This window comes from Rubrivivax benzoatilyticus JA2 = ATCC BAA-35, assembly GCF_000190375.1.
Lineage (GTDB): Bacteria > Pseudomonadota > Gammaproteobacteria > Burkholderiales > Burkholderiaceae_C > Rubrivivax > Rubrivivax benzoatilyticus.
Window position 1 is genome coordinate 1 of the sequence record NZ_AEWG01000101.1, and the last position, 26361, is coordinate 26361.

Annotated in this window: 24 protein-coding genes and 1 CRISPR repeat array; of the genes, 18 read left to right on the plus strand and 6 right to left on the minus strand. The window is 73.0% G+C overall.

What is annotated here, in order from left to right; translation table 11 throughout:
- Both RBXJA2T_RS11810 and fahA read right to left on the minus strand, forming a co-directional pair.
- The coding region (locus RBXJA2T_RS11810) for a hypothetical protein (RefSeq protein ID WP_009857606.1) at positions 1–410 on the minus strand (410 nt) is incomplete at its 3' end.
- 80 nt (positions 411–490) lie between these two features.
- Positions 491–1786: a fumarylacetoacetase gene (gene fahA, locus RBXJA2T_RS11815; protein WP_009857607.1), complete on the minus strand. Its 1296-nt coding sequence runs from the start codon at positions 1784–1786 to the stop codon at positions 491–493.
- A gap of 212 nt (positions 1787–1998) precedes the next feature.
- On the opposite strand from fahA, the gene RBXJA2T_RS20885 reads away from it, so the two are divergent.
- The 5 genes from RBXJA2T_RS20885 (at position 1999) to RBXJA2T_RS11835 (ending at position 7695) form a co-directional block, all read left to right on the plus strand.
- On the plus strand, positions 1999–2133 hold the full coding sequence (locus tag RBXJA2T_RS20885) for a hypothetical protein (protein WP_009857608.1): 135 nt from the start codon (positions 1999–2001) through the stop codon (positions 2131–2133).
- A gap of 46 nt (positions 2134–2179) precedes the next feature.
- Positions 2180–2854: a response regulator gene (locus RBXJA2T_RS11820; protein WP_009857609.1), complete on the plus strand. Its 675-nt coding sequence runs from the start codon at positions 2180–2182 to the stop codon at positions 2852–2854.
- Positions 2851–4155, plus strand: coding sequence for an ATP-binding protein (locus tag RBXJA2T_RS11825; RefSeq protein ID WP_009857610.1), 1305 nt, complete (start codon positions 2851–2853; stop codon positions 4153–4155). The genes RBXJA2T_RS11820 and RBXJA2T_RS11825 overlap by 4 nt, the downstream gene beginning before the upstream one ends.
- Positions 4156–4251: 96 nt before the next feature.
- Positions 4252–5766, plus strand: coding sequence for a Do family serine endopeptidase (locus tag RBXJA2T_RS11830; protein WP_009857611.1), 1515 nt, complete (start codon positions 4252–4254; stop codon positions 5764–5766).
- Positions 5767–5901: 135 nt separating this feature from the next.
- A complete protein-coding gene (locus tag RBXJA2T_RS11835) occupies positions 5902–7695 on the plus strand; it encodes a sensor histidine kinase (RefSeq protein WP_029718721.1) in 1794 nt (597 codons plus the stop codon).
- On the opposite strand, the gene RBXJA2T_RS11840 is transcribed toward RBXJA2T_RS11835, so the two are convergent.
- Positions 7685–7915, minus strand: a complete 231-nt coding sequence (locus RBXJA2T_RS11840) for a hypothetical protein (RefSeq protein WP_009857613.1) — start codon at positions 7913–7915, stop codon at positions 7685–7687. The two genes, RBXJA2T_RS11835 and RBXJA2T_RS11840, sit on opposite strands and share 11 nt — an antisense overlap.
- A gap of 236 nt (positions 7916–8151) precedes the next feature.
- Between RBXJA2T_RS11840 and RBXJA2T_RS11845 the strand changes: the two genes are divergently transcribed.
- The 5 genes from RBXJA2T_RS11845 (at position 8152) to RBXJA2T_RS11870 (ending at position 13874) form a co-directional block, all read left to right on the plus strand.
- On the plus strand, positions 8152–9618 hold the full coding sequence (locus RBXJA2T_RS11845; RefSeq protein ID WP_029718720.1) for a wax ester/triacylglycerol synthase family O-acyltransferase: 1467 nt from the start codon (positions 8152–8154) through the stop codon (positions 9616–9618).
- A 16-nt stretch (positions 9619–9634) separates the two neighbouring features.
- Positions 9635–11158 (plus strand): wax ester/triacylglycerol synthase family O-acyltransferase, encoded by a 1524-nt coding sequence (locus tag RBXJA2T_RS11850; RefSeq protein WP_009857615.1) that lies wholly within the window; start codon positions 9635–9637, stop codon positions 11156–11158.
- Between the two features lie 811 nt (positions 11159–11969).
- Complete coding sequence (locus tag RBXJA2T_RS11860; protein WP_009857617.1) at positions 11970–12389, plus strand: GNAT family N-acetyltransferase; 420 nt, start codon at positions 11970–11972, stop codon at positions 12387–12389.
- 9 nt (positions 12390–12398) lie between these two features.
- A complete protein-coding gene (locus RBXJA2T_RS11865; protein WP_009857618.1) occupies positions 12399–13064 on the plus strand; it encodes a nucleoside/nucleotide kinase family protein in 666 nt (221 codons plus the stop codon).
- A gap of 138 nt (positions 13065–13202) precedes the next feature.
- A complete protein-coding gene (locus RBXJA2T_RS11870) occupies positions 13203–13874 on the plus strand; it encodes a TorD/DmsD family molecular chaperone (protein ID WP_081467628.1) in 672 nt (223 codons plus the stop codon).
- A gap of 52 nt (positions 13875–13926) precedes the next feature.
- On the opposite strand, the gene RBXJA2T_RS11875 is transcribed toward RBXJA2T_RS11870, so the two are convergent.
- The gene (locus tag RBXJA2T_RS11875; protein WP_009857620.1) at positions 13927–15372 is read right to left on the minus strand and encodes a coniferyl aldehyde dehydrogenase; all 1446 of its coding nucleotides are present in this window, start codon (positions 15370–15372) and stop codon (positions 13927–13929) included.
- A 129-nt stretch (positions 15373–15501) separates the two neighbouring features.
- Here RBXJA2T_RS11875 and RBXJA2T_RS11880 point away from each other — a divergent pair, with 129 nt between their 5' ends.
- Positions 15502–16146, plus strand: coding sequence for a TetR/AcrR family transcriptional regulator (locus tag RBXJA2T_RS11880; RefSeq protein WP_009857621.1), 645 nt, complete (start codon positions 15502–15504; stop codon positions 16144–16146).
- Between the two features lie 221 nt (positions 16147–16367).
- Entirely contained in the window at positions 16368–16985 is a 618-nt protein-coding gene (locus tag RBXJA2T_RS11885; protein WP_230248410.1) for a Crp/Fnr family transcriptional regulator, read from the plus strand.
- A 61-nt stretch (positions 16986–17046) separates the two neighbouring features.
- Here RBXJA2T_RS11885 and RBXJA2T_RS11890 read toward each other — a convergent pair whose 3' ends face one another.
- The gene (locus RBXJA2T_RS11890) at positions 17047–17529 is read right to left on the minus strand and encodes a hemerythrin domain-containing protein (RefSeq protein ID WP_009857623.1); all 483 of its coding nucleotides are present in this window, start codon (positions 17527–17529) and stop codon (positions 17047–17049) included.
- 158 nt (positions 17530–17687) lie between these two features.
- Here RBXJA2T_RS11890 and RBXJA2T_RS11895 point away from each other — a divergent pair, with 158 nt between their 5' ends.
- From RBXJA2T_RS11895 to RBXJA2T_RS11920, 6 genes are all read left to right on the plus strand, one after another.
- Complete coding sequence (locus tag RBXJA2T_RS11895) at positions 17688–18122, plus strand: c-type cytochrome (protein WP_009857624.1); 435 nt, start codon at positions 17688–17690, stop codon at positions 18120–18122.
- A gap of 17 nt (positions 18123–18139) precedes the next feature.
- Positions 18140–19567 carry a cbb3-type cytochrome c oxidase subunit I gene (locus RBXJA2T_RS11900; RefSeq protein WP_029718718.1) on the plus strand — a complete coding sequence of 476 codons (1428 nt, stop codon included), beginning with the start codon at positions 18140–18142 and terminating at the stop codon, positions 19565–19567.
- Positions 19568–19585: 18 nt separating this feature from the next.
- Positions 19586–20434 (plus strand): CbbQ/NirQ/NorQ/GpvN family protein, encoded by an 849-nt coding sequence (locus RBXJA2T_RS11905; RefSeq protein WP_009857626.1) that lies wholly within the window; start codon positions 19586–19588, stop codon positions 20432–20434.
- A gap of 31 nt (positions 20435–20465) precedes the next feature.
- Complete coding sequence (locus tag RBXJA2T_RS11910; protein WP_009857627.1) at positions 20466–21626, plus strand: 4Fe-4S binding protein; 1161 nt, start codon at positions 20466–20468, stop codon at positions 21624–21626.
- 1 nt (position 21627) lies between these two features.
- The gene (locus RBXJA2T_RS11915; protein ID WP_009857628.1) at positions 21628–23457 is read left to right on the plus strand and encodes a nitric oxide reductase activation protein NorD; all 1830 of its coding nucleotides are present in this window, start codon (positions 21628–21630) and stop codon (positions 23455–23457) included.
- A 111-nt stretch (positions 23458–23568) separates the two neighbouring features.
- Positions 23569–24318 (plus strand): Crp/Fnr family transcriptional regulator, encoded by a 750-nt coding sequence (locus RBXJA2T_RS11920; protein ID WP_009857629.1) that lies wholly within the window; start codon positions 23569–23571, stop codon positions 24316–24318.
- Between the two features lie 140 nt (positions 24319–24458).
- Here RBXJA2T_RS11920 and RBXJA2T_RS11925 read toward each other — a convergent pair whose 3' ends face one another.
- Positions 24459–24731 (minus strand): hypothetical protein, encoded by a 273-nt coding sequence (locus RBXJA2T_RS11925; RefSeq protein ID WP_009857630.1) that lies wholly within the window; start codon positions 24729–24731, stop codon positions 24459–24461.
- Positions 24732–24858: 127 nt separating this feature from the next.
- Positions 24859–26318: a CRISPR direct-repeat array (repeat unit 37 nt; unit sequence GTTTCAACCCACGCTGACCGCCGGAGCGGCCAGCGAC).
- Positions 26319–26361: the final 43 nt, after the last annotated feature.

Consider the following 26361-nt stretch of genomic DNA (forward strand, 5'->3'; position numbering starts at 1 on the left):
CGGCGCCGGCCCAGCACCGCACCGCCCGGGCGGGCGTCGAGCAGCACCTCCACCGGCCCGGCCGCCGTCTCCAGCGTCGCGCGCAGCATCCAGAGCACCACCGCATCGGCGCCAGCGGGCACCCGCGCACGGTCGATCTCGACCTGGTGCAGCGGCAGGCCGTCGGCGGCGGGGCGTTCGTCGTGGCCGTGGCGGCGGGCCCAGGCGGCGAGCCGGGCGGGCGGCAGGTCGGCGAGCACACGCTCGCTGAACACCGGCTGCCAGCGCGAACGCGGGCCGCCACCGGCGAACGGCAGGTCCAGCCAGGCGAAGCCGCTGACCTGCTGCGGCGTGACACGCAGCGCCAACGGGTCGCGCTGATGCCAGGCCGCCACACGGGCGGCCCATTCGTCACGGCGGTCGGGCTCCATCGGGCCGCATTCTGGGCGGCCGCGCGGCGGCGAAAGCGCCGATGAACGGCGCCCGGACGGCGCTGTTCCGCCCGCCGGCGTCAGCCGCGCACGGTGGAGACGAGCGTGCCGAAGCCGATGCGCACGGCGCCGCGGCGCTGGCAGCTGCCGCGCAGGATCACGCTGTCGCCGTCGTGCAGGAAGACCCGCTGCTCGCCGCCGGGCAGCGTCAGCGGCTGGCGGCCGCCCTGCGTCAGCTCCAGCAGCGACGCGCCCTGCCCCGGCTGCGGCCCGGAGATCGCGCCGGTGCCCAGCAGGTCGCCCGGATGCAGCGGGCAGCCGTTGCTGGCGTGGTGCGCGACGAGCTGCGCCGGCGTCCAGTAGGCGTCGAGCAGGCTGGACGTGGCCAGCGGCGCCGGCTGCACCATCGCCGGCGTCGCCAGCCAGGACTCCAGCACCACGTCCAGCGCGCCGGCGGCGCGGTTGGCGGCGGAGTCGAGGTAGGGCAGCGGCGGCGGGTCGCCGGCCGGGCGCACCTGGGGCCGGCGGAACGGCGCCAGCGCCTCCATCGTCACGATCCACGGCGAGATCGAGGTCGCGAAGTTCTTGCCGAGGAAGGGCCCGAGCGGCGCGCCCTCCCAGGCCAGCAGGTCACGCGCCGACCAGTCGTTGAGCAGCACCAGGCCGAAGATCGTGTCCTCGGCCTGGGCCATCGTCAGCGGCTCGCCCGGTGCGCTGGCGCGGCCGACGACGACACCGATCTCCAGCTCGAAGTCGAGGCGGCGCGTGGGCACGAACTCCGGTGCCTCGGCCGCACCCTTGACCTGGCCGCGCGGGCGCCGCACCTCGGCGCCCAGCCCGACCGACGAGGCCCGCCCGTGGCAGGCCAGCGGCACCCACTTGTAGTTCGGCAGCAGCGGGTGGTCGGGACGCGCCAGCCACCCGACCGCGGCGGCGTGGTGGATGCCGGCGTGGAACTCGGTGAACTCGGCGATGCGGCAGGGCAGCGCCATCTCGGCCTGGGCCTGCGGCAGCAGGCACAGCTCGAGGAAGGGCCCCTGGTCGCTGCCCTCGGCCAGCGCCTCGGACAGGGCCTCGCGCAGCCGGCGCCAGGCGCTGCGGCCCATCGCCATGAAGGAGTTGACGTCGCCGGCGGCCAGCGGCCCGAGCAGCGGGTAGACGTCGTCGGCCCAGGGACACTGCTCCAGGGCCAACCGGAGGTCGAGGATCTGGTCGCCGATGGCGACGCCGGCACGCAGCGGCTCGTCGCTGCGCCGCGGGCGGAAACGCCCGAGCGGCAGGTTCTGGATCGGGAAGTCGGCTCCCGGCCGGTTGGCCGACTCGACCCAGCTCAGCAGCAGCGGGTCGTGGGTCGCATCGAGGCGCGCAGCGCTCATCGGGAGTGTCGCCTGACCGGGCGTCCGGGGTGAACTGGCACGGGCACGGGCTTTGCTCTTGGGGGGACTGCACTGCAGCCCGTGAAGGCCATGCAAGATCGTAGTTCCCGAGGCCCCGACCACAACCCCGAAGGCGCAACGCGCGGTGAAACAGGCGGTGACACGCCCGGCAGCCGCAGCGGCGCGCTCCCGACCTTTCACGGAGGTCGACGATGAGCAGGAACGGTTACCGCCCGCCATGGGACCGCTGGCTGACGATCGCCACCCTCGCCGTGGCGGTGTTCAGCGCCTGGATCTGGGCCGAGGCCGCGGCGGCGCCCGCGGTGCCGCCGGTCGCGCTGCGCTGAACGCGGCCCGCACGGGCCGCAGCGCCGGCGCCGCTATGCTCGGCGCATGCGACTGCTGCTCGTCGAGGATGACCGCATGATCGGCGAGAGCCTGCGCGCCGCGCTCAGGCTCGAAGGCCATGCCGTGGACTGGGTGCGCGACGTCGCCGCGGCGCGCGCCACGCTGGCCAGCGAACGTTTCGACTGCGTGCTGCTCGACCTGGGCCTGCCGCCCGGCGGCCCGCCCGGCTCGCCGCCGGCCGACGGCCTGGATGTGCTGCGCGAGCTGCGCGGCCGCGCCGACACCACGCCGGTCATCGTGCTGACCGCGCGCGACGCCAGCGGCGACCGCGTGCGCGGCCTGGACGCCGGCGCCGACGACTACCTCGTCAAGCCCTTCGAGTTCGACGAGCTGACGGCGCGCATCCGTGCCGTCACGCGCCGCCACGGCGGCCGCGCCGCGCCGCTGCTGACGCACGGCGGCGTCACGCTCGACCCGGCGACGCGCCAGGTGACGAAGGACGGCCAGCCGGTGCTGCTGTCGTCGCGCGAGTTCGCGGTGCTGGAAGCCTTGATGCAGCGCCCCGGCGCGGTGCTGTCGCGCGCCCAGCTCGAGGACCGCCTCTACGGCTGGGGCGACGCGGTGGAGAGCAACGCCGTCTCGGTCTACGTCCACCAGCTGCGGCGCAAGCTGGGCGCCGACTTCATCCGCAACATGCGCGGCGTCGGCTACTTCCTGTGAACTCGATCCGCGCGCGTGTGCTCGCGCTGCTGCTGGCGATGCTCGCCTTCGCCGCGGCGGTGATGGGCGCCGTCACCTACCGCAACGTGCTCGCCGAGACCGAGGCGCTGTTCGACTACCAGCTGCGCCAGATGGCGCTGTCGCTGCGCGACCAGGGCGAGATCGCGCCCGACCAGGCCGGCGCGCTGGCCGACCGCGAGCTCGACTTCGTGATCCAGATCTGGAGCGCCGACGGCCAGACGATCTACGCCTCGCGCCCGCACGACGAGCTGCCGGCGCGCGCGCTGCTCGGCTTCGCCGACGTCTCGGCCGGCAAGCAGACCTGGCGCACCTTCACCGTGCTGCGCGGCCAGCGGGTGATCCAGGTCGCGCAGCCGCGCCAGATCCGCCAGCGCCTGGCCGCCGGCGCGGCGCTGCGCAGCGTCGCGCCGCTGCTCGGCATCGCACCGCTGATCGCGCTGCTGACCTGGGCCGCGGCGACCCGCGTGCTGCGCCCGCTGCGCAGCGTCGCGCGCGCGGTGCGCGAGCGCGAACCGCAGTCGCTGGCGCCGCTGCCGGCCGCCGGTCTGCCCGACGAGTTGTCGCCGCTGGTGGCGGCGCTCAACGGCCTGCTCGGCCAGCTCGCGCAGGCGATGGACACCCAGCGCGCCTTCGTCGCCGACGCCGCGCACGAGCTGCGCTCGCCGCTGCAGGCGCTGAAGCTGCAGATCCGCCTGCTCGAACGCGCCGAGAACGAGGCGGCACGCGCCGAGGCCGTGCGCGCGCTGGCCGAAGGCGTCGAGCGCAGTGCCTGGCTGGTCGAGCAACTGCTCGTGCTGGCGCGCAACGAACCCGGCGCGCCGCCGCTGCCGACGGCGCGTGTCGACCTCGCCGAAGCCGCGCGCAGCGCGCTCGCCGCGACCGTGCCGCTGGCGCGGACGCGCGGCACCGAGCTGTCGCTGCAGGCCGACGCGCCGGTGCCGCTGCAGGGTGACGCCGGCTCGCTGGCGGTGCTGGTGCGCAACCTCGTCGACAACGCGGTGCGCCATTCGCCGCCCGGCGCACGCGTCGAGGTGCGCGCGGCGCTGGACGGCGGCGCGCCGCTGCTCGTCGTCGACGACGCCGGCCCGGGCATCCCGGTGGCCGAACGCGAGCGTGTCTTCGACCGCTTCTACCGCCGCGACCCCGGCGCCGGCGAAGGCAGCGGCCTGGGGCTGGCGATCGTGCGCACGATCGCCGAACGCCACGGCGCCCACGTCACGCTGGCCGAGTCGCCGCTCGGCGGGCTGCGCGCCAGCGTGCGTTTCCCGACGGCGGCTTAATCCTCGCTTCACGCAGCGCTAACGCTGCACTCATCGTCCGGCCCCAATCTCGCGTCCATCGGGCTTCGACCAGGGCCCGCTCTCCGCGAAAAGGACATGGACACGATGAAGATGAAGCCTTTGGCCGCCGCCCTGCTGGCCGGCGGCGTGCTCGGTGCGAGTGCGGCCAGCGCCTTCGACCTGCCGCCGTGGCTGCGGCTGGACCGACCCGCACCCGCCGCCGCGATGGCCGGTGCCGCGGCGGCCACCACCGCCGCCACGACCGCGCCGGTCGCCCCGATCCCGGCCCAGGGCACGGTGCCCGACTACCGGGCGATCTTCAAGCAGGCCGGCCCGGCCGTCGTCGGCATCACCGTCGAGGGCCTGCACAAGGCCACGGCCGAGGAGCAGGGCCTGCCCGAAGGGCTGGAGAACGACCCGTTCTTCCAGTTCTTCCGCGGCATGCCGGGCTTCGGCCAGCGCGGCCGCGGCGCCAACCCCTCGGTGCCGTTCCGCGGCCAGGGCTCGGGTTTCATCGTCGCCGCCGACGGCCTGATCCTGACCAACGCCCACGTCGTGCGCGAAGCCAAGGAGGTCACCGTCAAGCTCGGCGACCGGCGCGAGTTCCCGGCCAAGGTGCTGGGCAGCGACCCGGTGACCGACATCGCCGTGCTGCGAATCGATGCCAAGGGGCTGCCGACGGTGCGCCTGGGCGACCCGCGCCGGCTGGAGGTCGGCGACCCGGTGATGGCCATCGGCGCGCCCTACGGCTTCGAGCAGACGGCGACGACCGGCATCGTCAGCGCCAAGGGCCGTTCGCTGCCCGGCGACACCGTCGTGCCGTTCATCCAGACCGACGCCGCGGTCAACCCCGGCAACTCGGGTGGCCCGCTGCTCGACGGCGGCGGCGCCGTCGTCGGCATCAACGCCCAGATCTATTCGCAGAGCGGCGGCTTCCAGGGCCTGTCGTTCGCGATCCCGATCGACGTCGCGCTGAAGATCAAGGACCAGATCGTCGCCACCGGCCGCGCCCAGCACGCCCGGCTGGGCGTCTCGATCCAGGACCTGAACCAGGGCCTGGCCGAGTCCTTCGGGCTGGAGCGGCCCGACGGTGCGCTGGTCGCCGCGGTGCAGCCCGGCAGCGCCGCGGCCAAGGGCGGACTCAAGCCCGGCGACGTGATCACCGAGGTCAACGGCCAGGCGGTCGAGCGCAGCGGCAACCTGTCTTCGCTGATCGGGCTGTCGGCGCCGGGCGAGCGCGTCAAGCTCAAGGTCTGGCGCGACAAGAGCTGGCGCGAGCTCGAGGTCAAGCTCGGCAGCGCCGAGGCCGAGGTGGCGCGCGCCGACGACCCGGCGCGCCCCGAAGGCACGCAACTCGGCCTGGCGCTGCGGCCGCTGACACGCGACGAGCAGCGCCAGGTGCACGTCGACGGCGGCCTGCTGGTGCAGGACGTCGCCGGCCCGGCGGCACGTGCCGGCGTCGAGCGCGGCGACGTGCTGCTGGCGATCAACGGCCAGCCGGTGCAATCCATCGAGCAGGTGCAGAAGGTGCTCGAAGCCAAGCCGCGCCACGTCGCGCTGCTGGTGCAGCGTGACGGCGAGACGATCTTCGTGCCGATCCGCATCGGCTGATTCGTGTCGCCTGCTCGCCGACGGCCGCCCCGGGCAACGGGGCGGCCGTCGTCGTTTGTGGCGTGGGACGTGACGTATTGGCGCAATTCATAGCGATAGAAATGCTAGATTTGATCACTTCAAGTGATCGCCGCCATGTTGACCCTCAGTTCCACGCTGCAGCGTTTTGCTGCCTCGGCCGCCCCCGGCGCCGAACGCCGCCTGAGCAAGCTCGCGATCGGCGCCGCCGGCGTGCTGATCGTGCTGGCCTGGGCCACCGTCGCGCTGGTGCTGTGGATGCGCTGGCACGACGCCATCGCCGGCGAACTCCGCCAGAACACCAACCTGGCACGCGCCTTCGAGGAACAGACGGTTCGGGTGCTGGCCGCGGTCGACCAGGCCACGGTGCGCGCGCGCGACGACTTCGCGCGCCACGGCGGCGACGGGCTGGAACTCCCGCGCTATGCCAACGAGACCGGCCTGGTGCCCGGCATCCTGGTGCAGCTGTCGCTGGTGGGCGCCGACGGCCGCTTCATCGGCAGCAACCTCGACCCCGATGGCCGCAAGACCGGCCACGTCGACCTGTCCGAACGCGAGCACGTGCGTGTGCACCTGGCGCCGACGACGCTGCCGCCGGGCACCGGGCTCAAGAGCGCCGACGACCTGTGGATCGGCAAGCCGGTGCTGGGCAAGGTGTCCAAGCGCTGGACGATCCAGATCTCGCGCCGCATCAGCGCCGCCGACGGCCGCGTCATCGGCGTCGTCGTCGCCTCGCTGGACCCGGGCTACTTCGAGGACGTCTACCGGCGCGCGGCGATCGGCTCGCTGGGCGCGGTGACGCTGGTCGGCCAGGACCTGAGCATCCGCGCCCGCGTCGTCGGCGGCGAGAGCGCCAACCAGATCGGCGAGAAGCTCAAGCGCGGCGGCGCGTTCTCGCAGCAGGACCTGCAGCGCGAAGGCACGTTCAGCGGCGTCAGCACGCTCGACGGCCTGGAGCGCTACACGGCCTACCGGCGCATCGCCGACTACCCGCTGTACGTGCTGGTGGCCACCGCCAGCCAGGAAGCCCTGGTGGGCTGGCGCACGACACGCAACATCGCCGTCGTGCTGACGCTGCTGCTCACCGGCGCCGTCGCCGCCGGCGCGCTGGTCTTCGTCGCCGGGCTGCGCCGGCTGGAGGCCCACAACGCCGCGCTGCGTGCCAGCGAGGCCCAGGCCAACGCCGCGAACAACGCCAAGAGCGAGTTCCTGGCCGCCATCTCGCACGAGCTGCGCACGCCGCTGACCAGCATCCGCGGTTTCGCCGAGCTGATGGAGCACCGGCTGGACAACCCGAAGTTCCGCGATCAGGCCGGGCTGATCCGCAAGGGCGCCGAGTACCTGAACCAGCTGCTGGGCGAGATCCTCGACCTGGCCAAGGTCGAGGCCGGTTCGATGACGCTGAGCTCCGAACCCGTGAACCTGGGCTCGCTGGTGCAGGGCACGGTCGACTTCTACGCCCTCACCGCGGCCGGCAAGGGGCTGACGCTGGCAGTGGAGATCGACCCCGAGGCGCCGCAGGTCATCGTCGCCGACGGGCTGCGCGTGAAGCAGATCCTGAACAACCTGCTGTCCAACGCGATCAAGTTCACCCCGGCCGGGCGCGTCGACGTGATGGTCGAGCGCCTGGGCGACCGGGTGCTGATGCACGTCGAGGACACCGGCCCGGGCATCGCGCCCGAACTGCACGAGACGATCTTCGAGCGTTTCCGCCAGGGCAGCGCGCGCGTGAGCTACGAACACGGCGGCACCGGCCTGGGGCTGGCGCTGTCGCGCGCGCTGGCGCAGCTGATGGGCGGCACGCTGACGCTGGCCTCCGAGCCCGGCCGCGGCGCGCGCTTCACGCTGGCGCTGACCATCGTGCTGCCGGCGACGGCCACGCCGCCGCAGCCGATGGCCGTCAGCGGCTGAGGTATCTGGCCAGCAGCACCAGGCCGGCGGCCGCGGCGCCGACGACGGCGATCGCGGCCAGCCAGAGACCGGTCGAGCTGCGCCGCGGCGCGGCGGCGCGCGGGCGGCGCCGCTCCAGCGTCGAATCGGGATGGCGCGAAGGCTCGTCCCAGAGCGTGGGGCGGGTGCTCGAGTCGCCGAACTCGCTCGGGCGGTCGGCACCGTTGTCGAAGACGGTCACGCCCTGGAAACGACGAACTCCGGCTGGACGTACATCTTGTGACATATGACCATTTTCCCGGCGCCGGGCGGGATTGCATTTCCCGCAGTTGCGGGGTCCGCTGCAGCCCGCCCCCGATCCCCGTGACCGACTTGACGAAAGATTGATCTGAATGCGCGTCGTGGTCACGGCGCGCCGCTTACGTTGGCACGACGCCGGGCCGGCAGGCCGCATCGGCGCGAAAGCGAGAAAAGGGCATGCAAGCCTTGAGCGGGGTGGACGGGGCCTTCCTCCACCTGGAGACGACGCAGACGCCGATGCACGTCGGCTCGCTGCACCTGTTCGTGCGGCCGCCGGGCGCACGCGGCGACTTCGCCGTTGCGGTGCGGCGGCTGATGAAGCAGCGGCTGCACCTGGCGCCGGTGCTGACACGGCGGCTGGCGACGATGCCGCTGCAGTTCGCCAACCCGGTGTGGGTGGAGGACGGCAGCGCCGACATGGACTGGCACGTGCAGCGTGTCGCGGTGCCGGCGCCCGGCACGCAGGCCGAACTGGAGGCCACGGTCGCGCGGCTGCAAGCCGAGCGCCTGGACCGCACGCGGCCGCTGTGGCGCATCTGGGTGCTCGACGGCCTGGCCTCCGGCGAAATCGGCTACTACGTGCAGGTGCACCACGCGCTGCTCGACGGCAAGGCCGGCGTGCTGCTGGCGCAGACGCTGTTCGACCCGTCGCCCGAGCCGCCGCCGCGGCCGCGCGGCCGCACGCGGCGCGCCGAGGCCCCCGGCACGCTGGAACTCGCCGCCGCCGCGCTGGCGCGCGACGCGGGCCTGTACGTCAAGCTCGCGCGCCAGTTGCCGCAGGCGCTGCAGCTGATCGGCACGCTGTTCGCCAGCCCGCGCAAGCCGCGCGGCAGCGCCGCCAAGTCCGACGGGCATCTGCGCGAGAACTTCGGCTTCGGCCCGAAGACGGCGCTGAACGTGCCGATCGGTGCCGAACGCAGCTTCGCCGCCGTCTCGGTGCCGATGGACACGCTGAAGGCCCTGGCCGCAGCGCACGAGGCCAAGCTCAACGACATCGTGCTCGCGCTGTGCAGCGGCATGCTGCGGCGCTGGCTGGCCGCGCATGGCGGCGTGCCGAAGAAGCCGCTGCTGGCGTCGATGCCGATCTCGCTGCGCGCCAGCGGCGACCAGGAGTTCACGACCAAGGCCACGCTGTCGCTGGTCAACCTGCACACCGACATCGCCAACCCGCTGAAGCGCCTGCACGCGATCCGCGACGCCGCCGGGGCGGTGAAGTCGGCGGCCAAACGCGCGCGCGGCGTCATCCCGACCGACTTCCCGTCGCTGGGCGCGCCCTGGCTGCTGCAGGGGCTGGCCGCCGTGTACGGCGCCTCGGGCATCGCCGGCGCAGTGCCGCCGCTGGCCAACGTCGTCATTTCCAACGTGCCCGGCCCGCACGAGCCGCTGTACCTGGCCGGCGCACGCATGACGAGCTACTGGCCGCTGTCCATCGTCGAGCACGGCATCGGCCTGAACATCACGGTGATGAGCTACGCCGGCGAGCTGGGTTTCGGCTTCACCGCGGCGCAGGCGGCGGTGGCCGACGCCGGCGAACTGAGGGCGGCGCTGCACGAGGCGCTGGACGAGCTGGTCGCCGCCAGCCGGCCGAAGCCGGCGCGCAAGCGGACCGGCAGCCCGGCGGCACGCGCCCTGCCGACGACCTGACCCCACCGGAGACGACATGCGCCAGCTGAGCGGCCACGAAGCCGGTTTCCTCTACGCCGACACGACGCACGCCAACGCGAACGTCACCTTCGTCCAGATCTACGACCAGAGCACCGCGCCGGGCGGCACGGTGCGCTTCAAGAGCATCCTGGCGCACGTCGCCGGGCGGCTGCAGCGCTCGCCGGTGTTCCGCCAGCGCCTGCTGCGCGTGCCGCTGGAGCTGGACTATCCGTACTGGGTCGAGGACCAGCATTTCGACCTCGAGTACCACGTGCGCCACATCGCGCTGCCCAAGCCGGGCGACTGGCGCCAGTTCTGCATCCAGGCCTCGCGCATCCACGCCCGCGCGCTGGACCTGAACCGGCCGCTGTGGGAGCTCTACGTCATCGAGGGCCTGGACAGCTTCGTCGACCTGCCGCCGGGCAGCTTCGCGGTGCTGACCAAGATCCACCACGCCGCCGTCGACGTCGCCGGGCGCCACGAGATCGTCGAGGCGCTGCACGACCTCGTCGCCGAGCCGCCGCGCGCCGAGCCGCCCGAGCCCTGGTTCCCCGAACGCGCACCCGGCGCGCTGCAGCTGCTGGCGCGCGGCGCGCTGCACACCGCGCTGTCGCCGCTGTCTCTGGCCGCACCGCTGCTGCGTCTGGCGCCGGTGGCCTGGACCTTCGCCGCCGACGTCGTCGCGCCCGAGCAGCACCACGCGACCCGCTTCAACTCGGTGGTCTCGCCGCACCGCGTGTTCGACACGCGCCGCTTCACGGTGGCCGAGTTCGAGTGCATCCGCGCGCTGGTGCCGCGCGCCACCGTCACCGACGCGGTGCTCGCGGTCTGCGCCGGCGGCCTGCGGCGCTATCTGCAGGCCCAGGGCGAACTGCCCGAAGCCGACCTCGAGGCCATCGCGCCGGTCGCCGGTGCGGTGCCCGAGCCCGGCGTCGAGCCGCCGTGGCAGCTGGTGTCGCTGGGCACCTCGATCGACGATCCGGTCGCCCGGTTGCGCCACATCCAGCGCCAGGCCGCCAGCGCCCGTGCCGGGCTGCGCGCCCAGGCCGCACGCGGGCTCACCGAGCTGGCCGAGCACGCGCCCGCGGCGACGATGAAGCTCGCCTCGCGCTGGCTGGGCCTGCGCGCGAACGAGCTGCGCCGGCCGGCGGCCTGCTGCACCGTCACCGCCGTCGGCAGCCCGCGCCAGCCGCTGTACCTGTGCGGCGCGCGCATGACCTACTTCTCGGCCATCCTGCCGATCGCCGACGGCATGGGGCTGGTGTTCGCCGTCACCGAGTACGACGGCCGCATCGTCGTCTCGCCGACGTCCTGCCGCGAGCTGGTGCCCGACCCCGAGGCCTTCACCCAGGCGGTGCGCGACAGCTTCCAGGAGTATCTGGCGCTGGCCGCGGCGGCACCGGCGCCGCTCAGACCGGCAGCGCGCGGTGCGTCAGCAGCCGGTAGGCCCGGCCCCAGGCCCCGTGCGGCTCGAAAGGCCGCCAGCGGCCGTCCGGCAGCGCCAGGCGGTCGGCGACGATCCACAGCACCACCGGGTTGAAACCCAGCCCGAGGTGGCTGCCCGGCACGCGGATGTTCTCGTGCCGCGCCGGGTCGCCCTCGATCGTCGCCTCCTGCGGCGGCACGACGCCGTCGCTGAGCGAGTACAGGCAGGACACCGGCACCGCCAGCGGCACGCGCTCGCGCAGCTTCTTCGCCCGCGGCTGCATCGTGTGCGCCGACGGCCCGTGCGGATGGGCGATCAGCCGGTACATCGCCTTGACCAGCGGCGGCGACGCGCTGCCCTCGGGGTCGACGCTGACCGGGCTGCCCAGCGTGACGACCTGGCGCACGCACTCCGGCGCCTGGTGCGCGCCGTAGACCGAGAACACGCCGCCCAGGCTCCAGCCGACCAGGCTGACCGGCCGCCCGGCGCGGTGCGCCATGTGGCGGATCTTCTGCTCCAGCGCGGTCGCGTGGCGCGGGTTGAAGCCGACGTTGCGGCCCAGGCCCCAGGTCTCGACGGCATAACCGCGGCGGCGCAGGAAACGCTCCAGGCCGATCAGCGACAGCTCGCTGCCCATGAAGCCCGGCAGCAGCAGCACCGGATGGCCGTCGCCGCGCGGCGCGGCCAGCGACAGCGCCGGCAGCGTCCACGGCAGCACCGCCAGTTCGGCGAAGACACGCGCCTCCAGCGCCGAGTGCAGCAGCCGCGGGCGGCCGCGATGCGTGTGACGGGTGGCCATGCGGCCACTGTAAGCCCGCCGCCGCAAGGCCGGGCAGCGAGGATGTCACGCAGCGGACAGCCGGCGGCAGCCTACGCGGTCTCCACAACTGGACGGATGAGACCGGCACTCCAGAATCACCCGGCCATGCCAGACCGCCTGCCGATCCTCGCCACCCGCGCCGCCACCGAGCGGGACCTGCCGTGGATCGCGGTGCTGCATCACGGGCCGGGCGCCGCCCAGCTCGAAGGCGAGGCGCTGGCCTCGCTGCGCACCCAGCTCGCCGGCGCGGCCGTCGTGCTGCTCGACGGCCAGCCCGTCGGCCTGCTGCGTGTGCACCGCGGCAGCCGCGACTGGGCGATCCAGCAGGTGCAGCTGCTGCCCGCGTATCGCCGCGCCGGCATCGGCAGCCGGTTGATCGCCGAGGTGCTGGCCGAGGCCCGGGACCAGGGCGCACGCGTCAGCCTCTCGGTGCTCAAGAGCAACCCGGCGCGCAGCCTCTACGAGCGCCTGGGCTTCACCGTCACCGCCGAGTGCGAGAACGGCTACAGCATGCGCGCCGGCTAAGCTCGCGCCGTGGTGCACCCCGCCGTCCCCGACACCTGGACCGAGCGCGCCGCGGCGCTGGCCCGTGCCGGCGGCCGCCGGCTGCTGGGCATCGCCGGGCCGCCGGGCGCCGGCAAGTCGACGCTGGCCGCGGCGCTGGCGGCCGCACTCGCGCCGGCCGCCGTGGTCGTGCCGATGGACGGCTTCCACCTCGCCAACGCCGAGCTCGACCGCCTGGGACGGCGCGGCCGCAAGGGCGCACCCGACACCTTCGACGCCGCTGGCTACGTCGCGCTGCTGGCACGGCTGCGCGCCGCCGAAGACACCATCTGGGCGCCCGAGTACCGGCGCGACCTGGGCGAGCCGGTGGCCGGCGCGATCGCCGTGCCACCACAGCTGCCGCTGGTCATCACCGAGGGCAACTACCTGCTGCTCGACGGGCCCTGGGCCGGCGTGCGGCCGCTGCTCGACGAGGTCTGGTACGTCGAGGTCGACGACACGCTGCGCCGCGAGCGCCTGGCCGCGCGCCACCGCCGGCACGGCCGCAGCGCCGCGGACGCGGCGGCCTGGGTCGAACAGACCGACGAGCCGAACGCCCGCCGCGTGGCCGCCACCGCGTCGTGTGCCGACCTGCGGATGCGCTGGGACGCCGCCCCCGGCCATCCGCCGGTGCTGTCGACCCCCCCTGTTTGCTAGGGATCGGATATCCCACGGATACCGCACCGGGCACCCATCATTCGGGGTGGTGCGGCCGCTGCAGTTCTGGGGTCAGGCCGGCATCCACGCGGACCCAACCGCGACGTGCACCCCACATCACGCCACGGCGAGAGCGACATGAGCGAGACCACGAGACGAGACGGAGACGAGGCCCGCAAGCGGGCGGCCCTGTGGGGCCTGCTGGCCAGGGTGGTGATCGAGCGGCCGACGCCGCAATGGCTGGACGAGCTGGAGGCCGCGCTCGGCGCCGCCGACGGCTCGCGCCCGCTGGCGCCGCAGCTCGGTGCGCTGCTGGCCGCGTTGCGCAAGTCGCGCCGCCACCCCGGAGGCGCCACGGTGCTGGCCGTCGACCGCACGCGGCTGCTGTCGATGGTGATGCACGGCGAGACGCTGACCGCCCCGTGCGAGTCGGCGGCGCTGGGCGTGGCACCCGGCGGTGACCGCGTGCTCGACGTGCTGCGCTCGTACCGCGAGGCCGGTTTCGAGCCGATGGCGCTGCTCGGCGCGCCCGACCACCTCGGCAACGAGCTGCAATTCGTCGCCCACCTCTGCCGCCAGGAAGGCGAGGCCCTGGCCGCGGGCGACGACGCCGCGGCCCAGCGCTGCCGCGCCCAGCAGCTGCGCTTCCTGTCGCGCCACCTGATGGCCTGGGTGCCGGCGCACTGCGAGCAGCTCGCGGCCAAGGCCGCCACCGGCTACTACGCCGCCGCCGCGACACTGATCGGCCGCGCCTGCAAGCTGTCGATGGACGAGGTCGACCCGTTCACGCCGATGGCCGTCGCCGCCTGACGCGCGGCGCGCTCCGCGACACGAGCCCGGCCGCGCGCCGGGCTCGGCGTTTTCAGGCGATGCGGCCGATCCAGTCGAGCAGCCGGCCGATCGACGGCTTGTACGGCGGCGCGATCAGCCCGGTGGCCGCCAGCGCCGACTGCTCGAACACCGGCTTGTCCTTGCTGAACTGGCGGAAGCCCGCCTCGCCGTGGTACGCGCCCATGCCCGAGGCGCCGACACCGCCGAACGGCAGCCCCTCCTGGGCGACGTGCAGCAGCGTCTCGTTGAGCGACACGCCGCCGGAGATCGTCTGCGCCAGCACCTTGCGCCGCGCCGCGGCGTCGCTGCCGAACCAGTACAGCGCCAGCGGCCGGTCGCGGTCGTTGACGTAGGCGATGGCGTCGTCCAGCGTGTCGTAGCCGACGATCGGCAGCACCGGGCCGAAGATCTCCTCCTGCATCACGCGCATCGCCGGCTCGACGTCGAGCAGCAGCGTCGGCGGCAGCTGGCGGCTGGCACGGCCGATGCCTTCGCCCGGCGCCTCCAGCTCGATCACCGTCGCGCCGCGCTCGCGGGCGTCGTCCACCAGCTCGCGCAGGCGGCGGAAATGGCGTTCGCTGACGATGCTGGTGTAGTCGGGGTTGGCGCGGAAGCTGGGGTAGAGCCGGCCCATCGCCGAACGCAGCGCGGCGACGAAGCGCTCGCGCTGCGCGCGCGGCACCAGCACGTAGTCGGGCGCGATGCAGGTCTGCCCGGCGTTGACCAGCTTGCCGAAGGCGATGCGCTCGGCCGCCTTCGCGAGCCGGGCCGAGGCGTCGACGATGGCCGGCGACTTGCCGCCCAGCTCCAGCGTCACCGGCGTCAGGTTCTTCGCCGCGGCCTGCGCGACCTCGCGGCCGACGGCCGTCGAGCCGGTGAAGACGAGGTGGTCGAACGGCAGCGCGACGAAGGCGCGTCCGGTCGCAGCGTCGCCGGTGACCACCGTCACCTCGTCGGGCGCGAAGTGCTCGGCCACCGCCGCCTGCAGCGCGGCCGAGAAACGCGGCGTCAGCTCCGACGGCTTGATCATCGCCCGGTTGCCCGCCGCCAGCGCGCCGACCAGCGGCCCCAGCGCCAGCTGCAGCGGGTAGTTCCAGGGGCTGACGATGCCGACCACGCCCAGCGGCTGCGGCAGCAGCCACGAGCGCCCGGGCCAGAAGGCCGGCGAGGTCGGCACGCGCCGCGGCTTCATCCAGCGGCCGAGGTGGCCGCGGGCCTGGCGGATCGCGGCCTTCAGCAGCATCGTTTCGGTGATGCGGATCTCCACCGGCGAGCGGTTGCCGAAGTCGTCGCCGATGGCCGCGGCAAAGGCCTCGGCGTGGCGGTCGAGCAGCTGCTCCAGCCGCCGCAGGCGCTCCAGCCGCTGCGCGCGCGTGGGCAGCATGTCGGCGCGGTGGGCGCGGCGCAGGCGCTCCAGCAGCGGCGGCAGCTCCTCGGCGGGCGTGGACGGCGGCAGGACGGGCGAGGTGACGCTCATGCGCGACTCCTGGGTTCGGCGGCGGGACATTCGGGCGGGCTCGGCATGGCGGCGCCGGCGCGGCACCACCCCGGCCACCGACCTTATCGACCGATGTTTACGCTGTCAACATGGGCATATACTGAGCCGATGGACCGCCGCGCCGCCCCTGTCGACGAGCCGCCCCGCCGGGCGTACCACCATGGCGACCTGCGCGCCGCACTGCGCGAGGCGGCCGAGCGTGTGCTCGTCGAGCGCGGCGCCGCCGAGGTCAGCCTGCGCGAGGTGGCGCGTGCCGTCGGCGTGTCGCACGCCGCGCCCTATCGCCACTACGCCAGCCGCGAGGCGCTGCTGGCCGACATCGCCGCCGGCGGCTTCGACCGCCTGCGCGCGGTCTTCGCCGCGCTGCCGGAGCCGGCCGACCCGGCGGCGCGTTTCGTCGCGATGGCACGCGCCTACGTCGACTTCGCCGTCGCCCAGCCGGCGATCTACCGCCTGATGCTCGGGCCCGAGGTGCGCAAGGCCGACCACCCGGTGCTCGCCGAGGCCGGCCACCGCGTGCTCGGCACGCTGCGCCAGGCGCTCGTCGCGCTGGGCGTGCCGGCACCGGCCACCAACGAGGCGATGGCCGCCTGGGGCTTCGCGCACGGGCTGGCGCAGCTGCTCGTCGACGGCCGGCTCGAGGTCGATCCGGAGGTCGACACCGCGCCCGATCCGCAGCGCCTGGTCGAGCGCTCGGCCCGGCTGTTCATCGCCGGGCTGCAGGCCGGCGGGGCCGCCGGCAACACCGCCTGAAGCCGCGAGACGAGGCGGCCGGACCACCGCACACGGCTTCCCGCCCACCCCGCCGCCGGTGGGGGTAAACTGGTCCAAATCGCAAAAAACACCATTCAGGGGATAGCCCGGGTGCTTGGTTGGCTGCGGGTTGTGCTGGAACAAATCCATGCGGGCCCGGCATCGCCAGAGTCAGCAGACGCCACCACCCGGTGCGGCTTTTCACGATGCAGGAGACCAACATGATGACGTGTTCGACCGAGACGACAGGTCCGGACGCTGATTCGGCGTCGCAGCCCGCGCACGCGAGTTTCGTCACGGGCACTTTCGAGGACGACGTTGCCCTGCTGCGCATCGCCTTCGCGCCGCTGACCGTGCCCGACTCGACGCTCGTCAGGCTCAGCGACGCCTCGCGCATGATCTGTTGCCCGGCCGGGCGGTTCACGCTGGGTTCGCCGCGCCGGCCCGAGCCGTCGTGGTGGCTGGTGCGCCACGGCTGCGCCAGCCTGGGCCGCCTGGGAGCCGACGGCGGCTTCATCGAGCGCCGGCTGATCGGCCCCGGCGAATGGTTCGACGTCACCGGCGCGCTCGACCTGCCGGGCGGCTGGGCCGAGGCCGCGGTGATCCGCGAGCCGATCGAGCTGCTGGCGTTGCCGCTGGAGTCGCTGTTCGAGGCCTGCGACGGCGACGAGGTCTTCGCCCGCGCCTTCGCGCTGACGCTGGCCACGCGCCTGCGTGAACTCGCGCTGCACCGCCCCGAGGTCCCGCAAGGCGCCGAGCGCCTGTCGGCCGCCGAACTGGCCGACCTGCGCAGCCACGCGCGCCTGCCCGGCGACCCGATGGCGATGCTGGGCCGCTGAGGCGGCCACCGCAGACGAAGGCGCCCCGCGGGGCGCCTTTTTCATGTCTGCGCCGGGACGATCAGGGCTGCACGACGCGCCCCACCGCCGTCGTGCGCCGCGGGCCGAAGCGCAGGAACAGGTCCTCGTCCTCGGCGGCCACGTGCTGCTGCAGGTCGTCGATCAGCTTGCGGCAGCCGGCGGCCAGCAGCGCGGCCTCGGGCGTGGCCGGCAGGCGCGCCAGCAGCGCCTGCAGCCGTTCGATCGAGACCTCGTGCGCGCGGTGCTCGCGCTCCAGGTCGTCGAGCAGCAGGTCCAGCAGCGTGCCGCCGCCCTGCTCCATCATCGGGAACAGCCGCATCTCCTCCTTGAACATGTGCTCCTCGAGGGCTGCGCCCATGTGCTCCAGGTGCTCGGCGAGTTCGGGCAGCACGCCGGCGGCGGCCAGCGCACGCGCCTGCGCCACCAGCACCGGGACCTCGGCGCGGTGCGTCTCGTGGAAGCGCAGCAGGATGTGGGCGATCAGGTCGGTCACCGCGTGCGGGACCTTGTCGGCAGGGCTCATCGTCGGGCTCTCTCGGCGTCGGAACGGGGCGGCCCGCCGTTCGCGGGCCATGGCCGGATGCTCGCCCGGCCCCTCCTCTCGAATCCTTGAACGGGTTCAAGGAAAGTACCCGAGCGAATCAGGAGGATAAGCGCACCGAAGTCAAGGAGGCGCTTTCCATGAGCCAAGTCCGGGGCGGGTTCACCAAGCAGATGGCCCGCAACATGTTCTACGGCGGCACAGTGTTCTTCGCACTGCTGTTCGCCGCACTCGTCTTCCACACCGAGCGGCGCATCCCGCAACGCTCCAACGCCAGCGCGATCACGCCTCAGGTCATTGCCGGCAAGAAGATCTGGGAGACCCGCAACTGCATCGGCTGCCACACGCTGCTGGGCGAAGGCGCGTATTTCGCGCCCGAGCTGGGCAACGTCTACCAGCGCCGCGGCGGCGAGTTCATCAAGGCCTGGATCCAGGCCCAGCCGACGCACATCCCGGGCCGCCGGCAGATGCCGCAGTTCGACCTCACCGAGCAGCAACTCGACGACCTCGTGCAGTTCCTGAAGTGGACCGGCGAGATCAACACCGAGAAGTGGCCTCCCAACATCGAAGGCTGAGCGCCGGAGCACCTTCCATGAATACCCAACAAGTCCTCAAGTACCGCTCGCAGGCGGTGGCCAAGCCGTACTTCATCGCGGCGATGCTGCTGTTCGCCGGCCAGATCGTCTTCGGCATCAGCCTCGGGCTGCAGTACGTCATCGGCGACTTCCTGTTCCCGTACATCCCGTTCAACGTCGCCCGCATGGTGCACACGAACCTGCTGATCGTGTGGCTGCTGTTCGGCTTCATGGGCGCGGCCTACTACATCGTGCCCGAGGAGTCGGAGACCGAGCTCTGGAGCCCGAAGCTGGCGAAGGCGCTGTTCTGGATCTTCCTCGCCGCCGGCGTGCTGACCATCGTCGGCTACCTGACGCTGCCCTACGCCAAGCTCGCCGAGCTGACCGGCAACGACCTGCTGCAGACCATGGGCCGCGAGTTCCTGGAGCAGCCGCTGCCGACCAAGATCGGCATCGTCGTCGTCGCGCTCGGCTTCCTGCTCAACGTCAGCATGACGGTGCTCAAGGGCCGCAAGACCAGCGTCTCGGTGGTGCTGCTGATGGGGCTGTGGGGCCTGGCGATCTTCTTCCTGTTCAGCTTCGTGAACCCGCACAACCTGGTGCGCGACAAGATGTACTGGTGGTTCGTCGTGCACCTGTGGGTCGAGGGCGTGTGGGAGCTGATCCTCGGCGCGCTGCTGGCCTACGTGCTGGTCAAGACCACCGGCGTCGACCGCGAGGTCATCGACAAGTGGCTGTACGTGATCATCGCCTTCGCGCTGATGACCGGCATCCTGGGCACCGGCCACCACTTCTACTTCATCGGCCTGCCGGGTTACTGGCAGTGGATCGGCAGCATCTTCAGCGCGATGGAACCGATCCCGTTCTTCATGATGACGGTCTTCGCGTTCAACATGGTGCAGCGCCGCCGCCGCGAACACCCGAACCAGGCCGCCGTGCTGTGGGCGCTGGGCACCGCGGTGATGGGCTTCCTGGGCGCCGGCCTCTGGGGCTTCATCCACACGTTGAGCCCGGTGAACTACTACACCCACGGCTCGCAGGTCACCGCCGCCCACGGCCACCTGGCCTTCTACGGCGCCTACGTGCTGGTGGTCATCACGCTGATCAGCTACGCGATGCCGACGCTGCGCGGGCGCATCGCCAACAGCCAGCGCGCCCAGGCCGTCGAGATGTGGAGCTTCTGGATCATGTCGATCGGCATGGGCGTGATGGTGCTGGCGCTGACCGGCGCCGGCATCCTGCAGGTCTGGCTGCAGCGTTTGCCGACCGAAGGCGCGATGAGCTTCATGTCCACCCAGGACCAGCTGCGCTTCTTCTACTGGGTGCGCATCGCCGGCGGCGTGACCTTCCTGCTCGGCCAGTTCACCTACTTCGCCAGCTTCTTCGTCGGCGGCGAGCCGGTGAAGACGGACACGGTGACGTCGGCCAAGCTGGCGCAAGCCTGAGCGCAAGGAGCCGCTGCCATGGACATGAGCGAACGCGGCGCCCTCGGGCTGGAGCTCTTCCAGCCCGACGCCGGCCGCACCGGCGGGGCCGCGCTGCCTTTCTACGCCGAACAGGCGGGCGAGGCGGCGCTGTTCGAGCAGGCCTGGCGGCAGCGGCTGCCGCTGCTGCTGAAGGGCCCCACCGGCTGCGGCAAGACCCGTTTCGTCGAGCACATGGCGGCCCGCCTGGGCCGCCCGCTCGTCACCGTCAGCTGCCATGACGACCTGTCGGCGGCCGACCTGGTGGGCCGCCACCTGATCGGCGCGCAGGGCACGGTCTGGGCCGACGGCCCGCTGACACGCGCCGTGCGCCAGGGCGCGATCTGCTACCTCGACGAGGTCGTCGAGGCGCGCAAGGACACCACCGTCGTGCTGCACCCGCTGGCCGACGACCGCCGCGTGCTGCCGATCGAACGCACCGGCGAGCTGCTGGCCGCGCCGGCGGGTTTCATGCTCGTCGTCTCGTACAACCCGGGCTACCAGAACCTGCTGAAGAGCCTGAAGCCCAGCACCCGCCAGCGTTTCGTCGCGCTGACGCTGGGCTACCCCGAGCCGGGGCTGGAGACACGCATCGTCGAGATGGAGTCCGGCGTCGCGCCGGACCTCGCCGCGCGCCTGGTGCGCCTGGCGCAGGCGCTGCGCCGCCTGACCGAACACGACCTCGAGGAAACGGCCAGCACCCGGCTGCTGGTGATGGCCGCGCGCCTGGCCGCCGGCGGCGTGCCGCTGCGCGCCGCCTGCCGCGCGGCGATCGTCGACGCGCTGACCGACGACGCCGACACCGCCGCCGCGCTCGACGAGGTCGTCGGCGCGGTGCTCGGCACCTGAGGCCCGCGGCCGCCTCCATTGCCCCCGCCCCGTGTCCGCCGCCCTGCAACGCCGCCGCCGGCTCTTCCAGGCCGCCTTCCTGGCGCTGTTCGTCAGCGCACCGGCGCTGGACCTGCTGCGTTTCGACCTGCACGAGGCCCAGCTCTGGCTGCTGGGCCGGCCCTGGACGCTGGGCATCGCCGACTTCACCGCCGGGCGCATCGGCGCCACCGAGGTTGCGCTGGCCATCCTGCTGCGCGCCTTCGTGCCGGCCATCGTGCTGGCCGTCGGTTTTCTCCATGTCGCCTGGCGCTGGGGCCGGCTGTACTGCGGCTGGCTGTGCCCGCACTTCAGCGTCGTCGAGACGCTGGACCGGCTGATGCGCCGCGCGCTCGGCCGCGCCAGCCTCTGGGACGCGGCCGCCCCCACGGCGCGGGGCGAGGGGCGCTGGTGGCCGCCGTTCGTGCTGCTGGCCGCCGGCCTCGGGTTCCTCTGGGCGGTGACGCTGCTGAGCTATTTGCTGCCGCCGGCCGAGGTCTGGGGCCGGCTGCTGGCCGGCGAGTCCACGCCCAACCAGGCGCGTTTCCTGGCCGTCGCGACGCTGCTGTTCACCGCCGAGTTCGTCTTCGCGCGCCACCTGTTCTGCCGCTTCGGCTGCGCCGTCGGGCTGTTCCAGAGCCTGGCCTGGATGGCCAACCCGCGCGCGATGGTCGTCGCCTACGACCGCGCCCGTGCCCGCGACTGCCGCAACTGCAGCACCGCCGCCGCGCCCGGCGGCAGCGCCTGCGACAGCGTCTGCCCGATGCGGCTGAAGCCGCGCGACATCAAGCGCCGCATGTTCTCCTGCGTGCAGTGCGGGCGCTGCCTGGACCAGTGCGGGCAGTCGCAAGGCGCCCAGGCGCGCGCGCCGCTGCTCGAATGGCGCACCGGCGCCGACGCGCTGCGCGAGACGCTGCACCAGCGAAAGGGCGAACTGCGGGCCCGGGGCGAAGGCCGCGGTCTCTCCACCACCCTCACCCTGCCCCTCTCCCGCGAGCGGGAGAGGGAACTCGAGCCAGACCCCGCGCTGGCACTGTCCCGCGTGCGGCTGAGCGAGCTCGAGCCCGGCCCCGCACTGCCCCCTCTCCCGCTCGCGGGAGAGGGCTGGGGTGAGGGCCGCAGCCACACAGCCGCCCTCGCGCAGGCGCGGGAACACCGCGCCGAGGAGTTCTGAGATGGAAGAGTGGGTCGGCCAGCACTGGCACCGTTTCATCAGCCGCGTGGCCGACCGCCGCCACGCCGACGCCGCCGTCACGCTGCCCGAGGTGCAGCGCACGATCACGCTGATGTTCCGCGCCGGCGGCGGCGCGCCGGGGCTGCGCTTCGCGTCCGCCACCGCCACACGCGCCGGCGGCCCGCGCGGCTGGCTGCAGCGTGTGGCCGGCAGCGGCACGCACGCCGCCACCGCGCGGCTGGACGCCGAGGCGCTGTCGCTGCCACCCGAGGTCGCGGTCTTCGCCGACGCCGCGCTCAACCGCCGCCTGTACCTGTGGCTGGCGGCGCTCGCCGCGCACTACACGCCGACCGGCGACTGGCTGGCCGACAACCTGCACGCCACGGCCGCCGCGCTGGTGCAGTTCCCCGGCATGCACGACACCCACGCCGCGCTGGTGGCCGCGCAGCTGGCGCTGCGGCCGGCGCCCGCCACGTTGCGTGGCGTCGCCGCGGCCGCCGAGCGCACCGTGCAGCAGGCGCTGCGCGGCGAGCCGGTCACCCTGCCCGCCGGGCTGAAACCCGCCGACGCCGCGCCGGTCTGGCTGTGGCTGGACGCCGCCGAAGCCGCCGCGGCCACCGCACGCCAGGACCCGGCCGACACCGGCGCCAACGAGGCCAGCCGCGCCAAACCGACCACCAGCGACCGCCGCCGCCACGCCGAACGTGTGCAGGACGAACGCGGCACGGCGCCGCTGATGATGTTCTTCCGCGCCGAATCGATCCTGTCCTGGGGCGAGTTCGTGCGTGTCGACCGCGCCAGCGACGATGACGACGACGGCAACGCGCTGGCCGCCGCCGACGACATGGACACGCTGGCCATCGCGCCCGACGGCAGCCGCGCCGCGTCGCGCGTGCGTTTCGACCTCGACCTGCCCAGCGCCGCCGCCGACGACCGCCCGCTGGGCCCCGGCCTGCGCCTGCCCGAATGGGACTGGCGCCAGCAGACGCTGATCCCCGAACACTGCGCCGCGCAGGTGCTGGTGGCCGCCGCGCCGCCGCCCTGGCAGCCGCCGCCGGCGCTGCGTGCCGTGGCGCGGCGCGTGCGCCGCCGCATGGAGGTGCTGCGTGCGGCGCCGCTGCGCGCACGCGCCCAGGCCGACGGCGACGAGCTCGACCTCGACGCCTGGCTGCGCCACCGCGTGTTGGCCGACGCCGGCCGCGTCGACGAGCAGCCCGCCGTCTGGCAGCGCCGCGTGCGTGGCGAGCGCAGCCTGGCGACGCTGCTGCTGGCCGACCTGTCGCTGTCCACCGACGCCTGGGCCGGCGGCGACGCACGCATCGTCGACGTCATCCGCGACGCGATGTGGGTCTTCGGCGAGGCCCTGGCCGCCGGCGGCGACGCCTTCGAGATGCTGGGCTTCTCGTCGGTGCGGCGGCAGAACGTGCGCATCCAGCACCTGAAAGGCTTCGACGAACCCTGGAACGGCGACGTGCGCGCGCGCCTCGGCGCCATCAAGCCCGGCTACTACACACGCATGGGCGCCGCGCTGCGCCTGGCGACACAACGCCTGGCCGCGCGCCCCGAGCGCCAGCGGCTGCTGCTGATCCTGACCGACGGCAAACCCAACGACCTCGACGTCTACGAAGGCCGCTACGGCCTGGAAGACACGCGCCACGCCGTGCAGGCCGCACGCGACGCCGGGCTGCAGCCGTTCTGCGTCACCATCGACGAGAGCGCGCACGACTACCTGCCGATGCTCTTCGGCCAGCACGGCTGGGCGCTGGTGCACCGGCCGCAGGACCTGGTGCAGCGCCTGGCCACCGTCTACGCGCGCATGACCCGCGGTTGAGCACGCAGCACGCGACTGCGAGAATTGACACCCATCAAGACTAGGCCCGCAGGGCAAATCGCGGCATCCTCGGCGCCGAGCCCGGCACGCGGGCCGGCGACAGGAGAACGAATGGAGACGAGGAGCTTCGACATCCCGCGCTACCTGGCGGTGCTGCCGCTCTTCCAGGAGATGAGCCCCGAGGAGCTGCAGCGCCTGGCCGAAGGCTGCCGGCTGCGGCGCTACTCGCGCGGTGACACGGTGTTCCGTGTCGGCGAGCCCTGCGAGGAGCTGCACGTCACGGTGATGGGGCAGGTCAAGCTGTTCGCCATCTCGCCGGCCGGGCAGGAGAAGGTCATCGAGCTGGTCGGCCCGGGCAACACCTTCGCCGAGGCGCTGATGTTCACCGGCAAGCCCTACATCATCAACGCGCAGGCGCTGGGCGACACGCTGGTGCTGAGCGTCGGCAAGGCCGCGGTGCTGGCCGAGATCGAGCGCGACTCGCGCTTCGCGCTGCGCATGCTGGCCGGCATCTCGCGCCGGCTGCACGGGCTGGTGCACGACGTGCAGGCGTATTCGCTGCACAGCGGCATGCAGCGCGTCATCGGCTACCTGTTGCGCGCCCTGCCCGAGGAGGCCGAGGACGCCGCCGCGTTCTCGCTGGCCGACGCCGGCGTGACGCCGGCCGCCCAGGCCCAGCGCCGCGACCTGCGCGTGAGCCTGCCGGTCAGCAAGGCGACGATCGCGTCGCGGCTGTCGCTGACACCCGAGTACTTCTCGCGCGTGCTGCACGAGCTGGAAGCCGCCGGGCTGATCGTCATCGACAAGCGCGAGATCCGCATCCCCGACCCGAAGCGGCTGGCGGGGCACAAGCTGCAGTAGGCAACGCCACCACCGCCCGCGCGAGGCACCTCGCGCCCCTTGGCCTGCAACGTCCGAAACGCAACCGGTCTGATCGCCCGGGGGCTCGTGCTGCGCGAGGTGGGGGGATTCTAGGAGCGGGGAGGCGAAGCGCGGACGGATCAACGGGTTCGCCGCGTCAGGGCCGCGGCTTCGTCGACGATGCGCTGGGCCGGGGTCTGGAGGATGGTGCGGTCCAGCGCGCGAGCGCGGCATGCCGTCATCTGCTCGCTCAGCGTCGACTTGGCGCGGTGGAAGTAGCGCGCGACCGAGGCGGCTGAGCAGAGCTGGTGTTGCATGGCGAGACAGGCCACCAATGCGCGCCCCCGCGCGGCCAGCGCGGTGCGGCTGCCATGCAGGTCGAGTGCACCAGTCCCGTCGAGGCGTGCGGCCACCCAGGCCTCCAGCAGACGCAGCGCCCCACGGATGCCATCGGGTCCGCCCGCAGCGACAAGGCTCGCCGCCGTCTCGGCGGAGGCGGCCTTTGAGGTGCCGAAATGTAGGTCAGCTCCCCCAGTGCGTGTATCAACCCACGCTGACCGCCGGGGCGGCCAGCGACCCCAGATGCCGCGCACGGCCCGCACCGCTGCATCGTTTCAACCCACGCTGACCGCCGGAGCGGCCAGCGACGGCATCTCCGGCACGCGCCCGATCAGGCCGATGTCGTTTCAACCCACGCTGACCGCCGGAGCGGCCAGCGACTCCATCTGCACGAAGGTACCGGCGACCTCGACGAAGTTTCAACCCACGCTGACCGCCGGAGCGGCCAGCGACCCGACCAGGGCCTCGAGCCGCTGGAGATGGAGTGGTTTCAACCCACGCTGACCGCCGGAGCGGCCAGCGACTGGACCGGCTCGGCATCACCTGGCTCCGTGATCTGTTTCAACCCACGCTGACCGCCGGAGCGGCCAGCGACCCGGGTAGGCCAGCGCCTCCTTCACCCGCGGGCTGTTTCAACCCACGCTGACCGCCGGAGCGGCCAGCGACTGCTGGGCAGTAGGGCTACAGGCCGGCCGGGACCGCGTTTCAACCCACGCTGACCGCCGGAGCGGCCAGCGACGTTTGGCGGCGGCCGTGGCCAGCGTCGCTGTGTAGTTTCAACCCACGCTGACCGCCGGAGCGGCCAGCGACCTTCGCTCACGCGGGCTATCAACGACAGATCGAAGGTTTCAACCCACGCTGACCGCCGGAGCGGCCAGCGACCACGGGCTTCCGCACGGACAACCGGCGCAAGTACGGTTTCAACCCACGCTGACCGCCGGAGCGGCCAGCGACCGCGAGGTGCGGGTACTTCATGCCCGACGGCTCCAGTTTCAACCCACGCTGACCGCGGGAGCGGCCAGCGACGCTCTTCAACTGCCCGCTGCTCGTCCACCCGCAGTTTCAACCCACGCTGACCGCGGGAGCGGCCAGCGACGCTGCGCCGGCTGCTCGCCGGACGTGAGCCGGCGGTTTCAACCCACGCTGACCGCGGGAGCGGCCAGCGACACCTCATCAAGCTCAACAGCGAGACGCTCGCCGAGTTTCAACCCACGCTGACCGCGGGAGCGGCCAGCGACGGTACCTGCTGCACAAGGATCGCATCAGCGACGAGTTTCAACCCACGCTGACCGCGGGAGCGGCCAGCGACCGCACGACTTCAGCCATCGACTTCCCCTGCGACGTTTCAACCCACGCTGACCGCGGGAGCGGCCAGCGACTCATGCCGACTTCCTCGCGCGCCTTGGCCTCGGTGTTTCAACCCACGCTGACCGCGGGAGCGGCCAGCGACCGGCACGCATCGGCGTGGTGGCACCCGGCGGCATGTTTCAACCCACGCTGACCGCGGGAGCGGCCAGCGACACAACCCGGTGTGGTGCTGGCGCGATCTGGCCCTGTTTCAACCCACGCTGACCGCGGGAGCGGCCAGCGACACGCGCGCAGCGCGCCGGGCCGAGGTTGAACGCGTTTCAACCACGCTGACCGCGGGAGCGGCCAGCGACTCGATCTCCAGCGCCAGCCCGACCGAGCGGACCTGTTTCAACC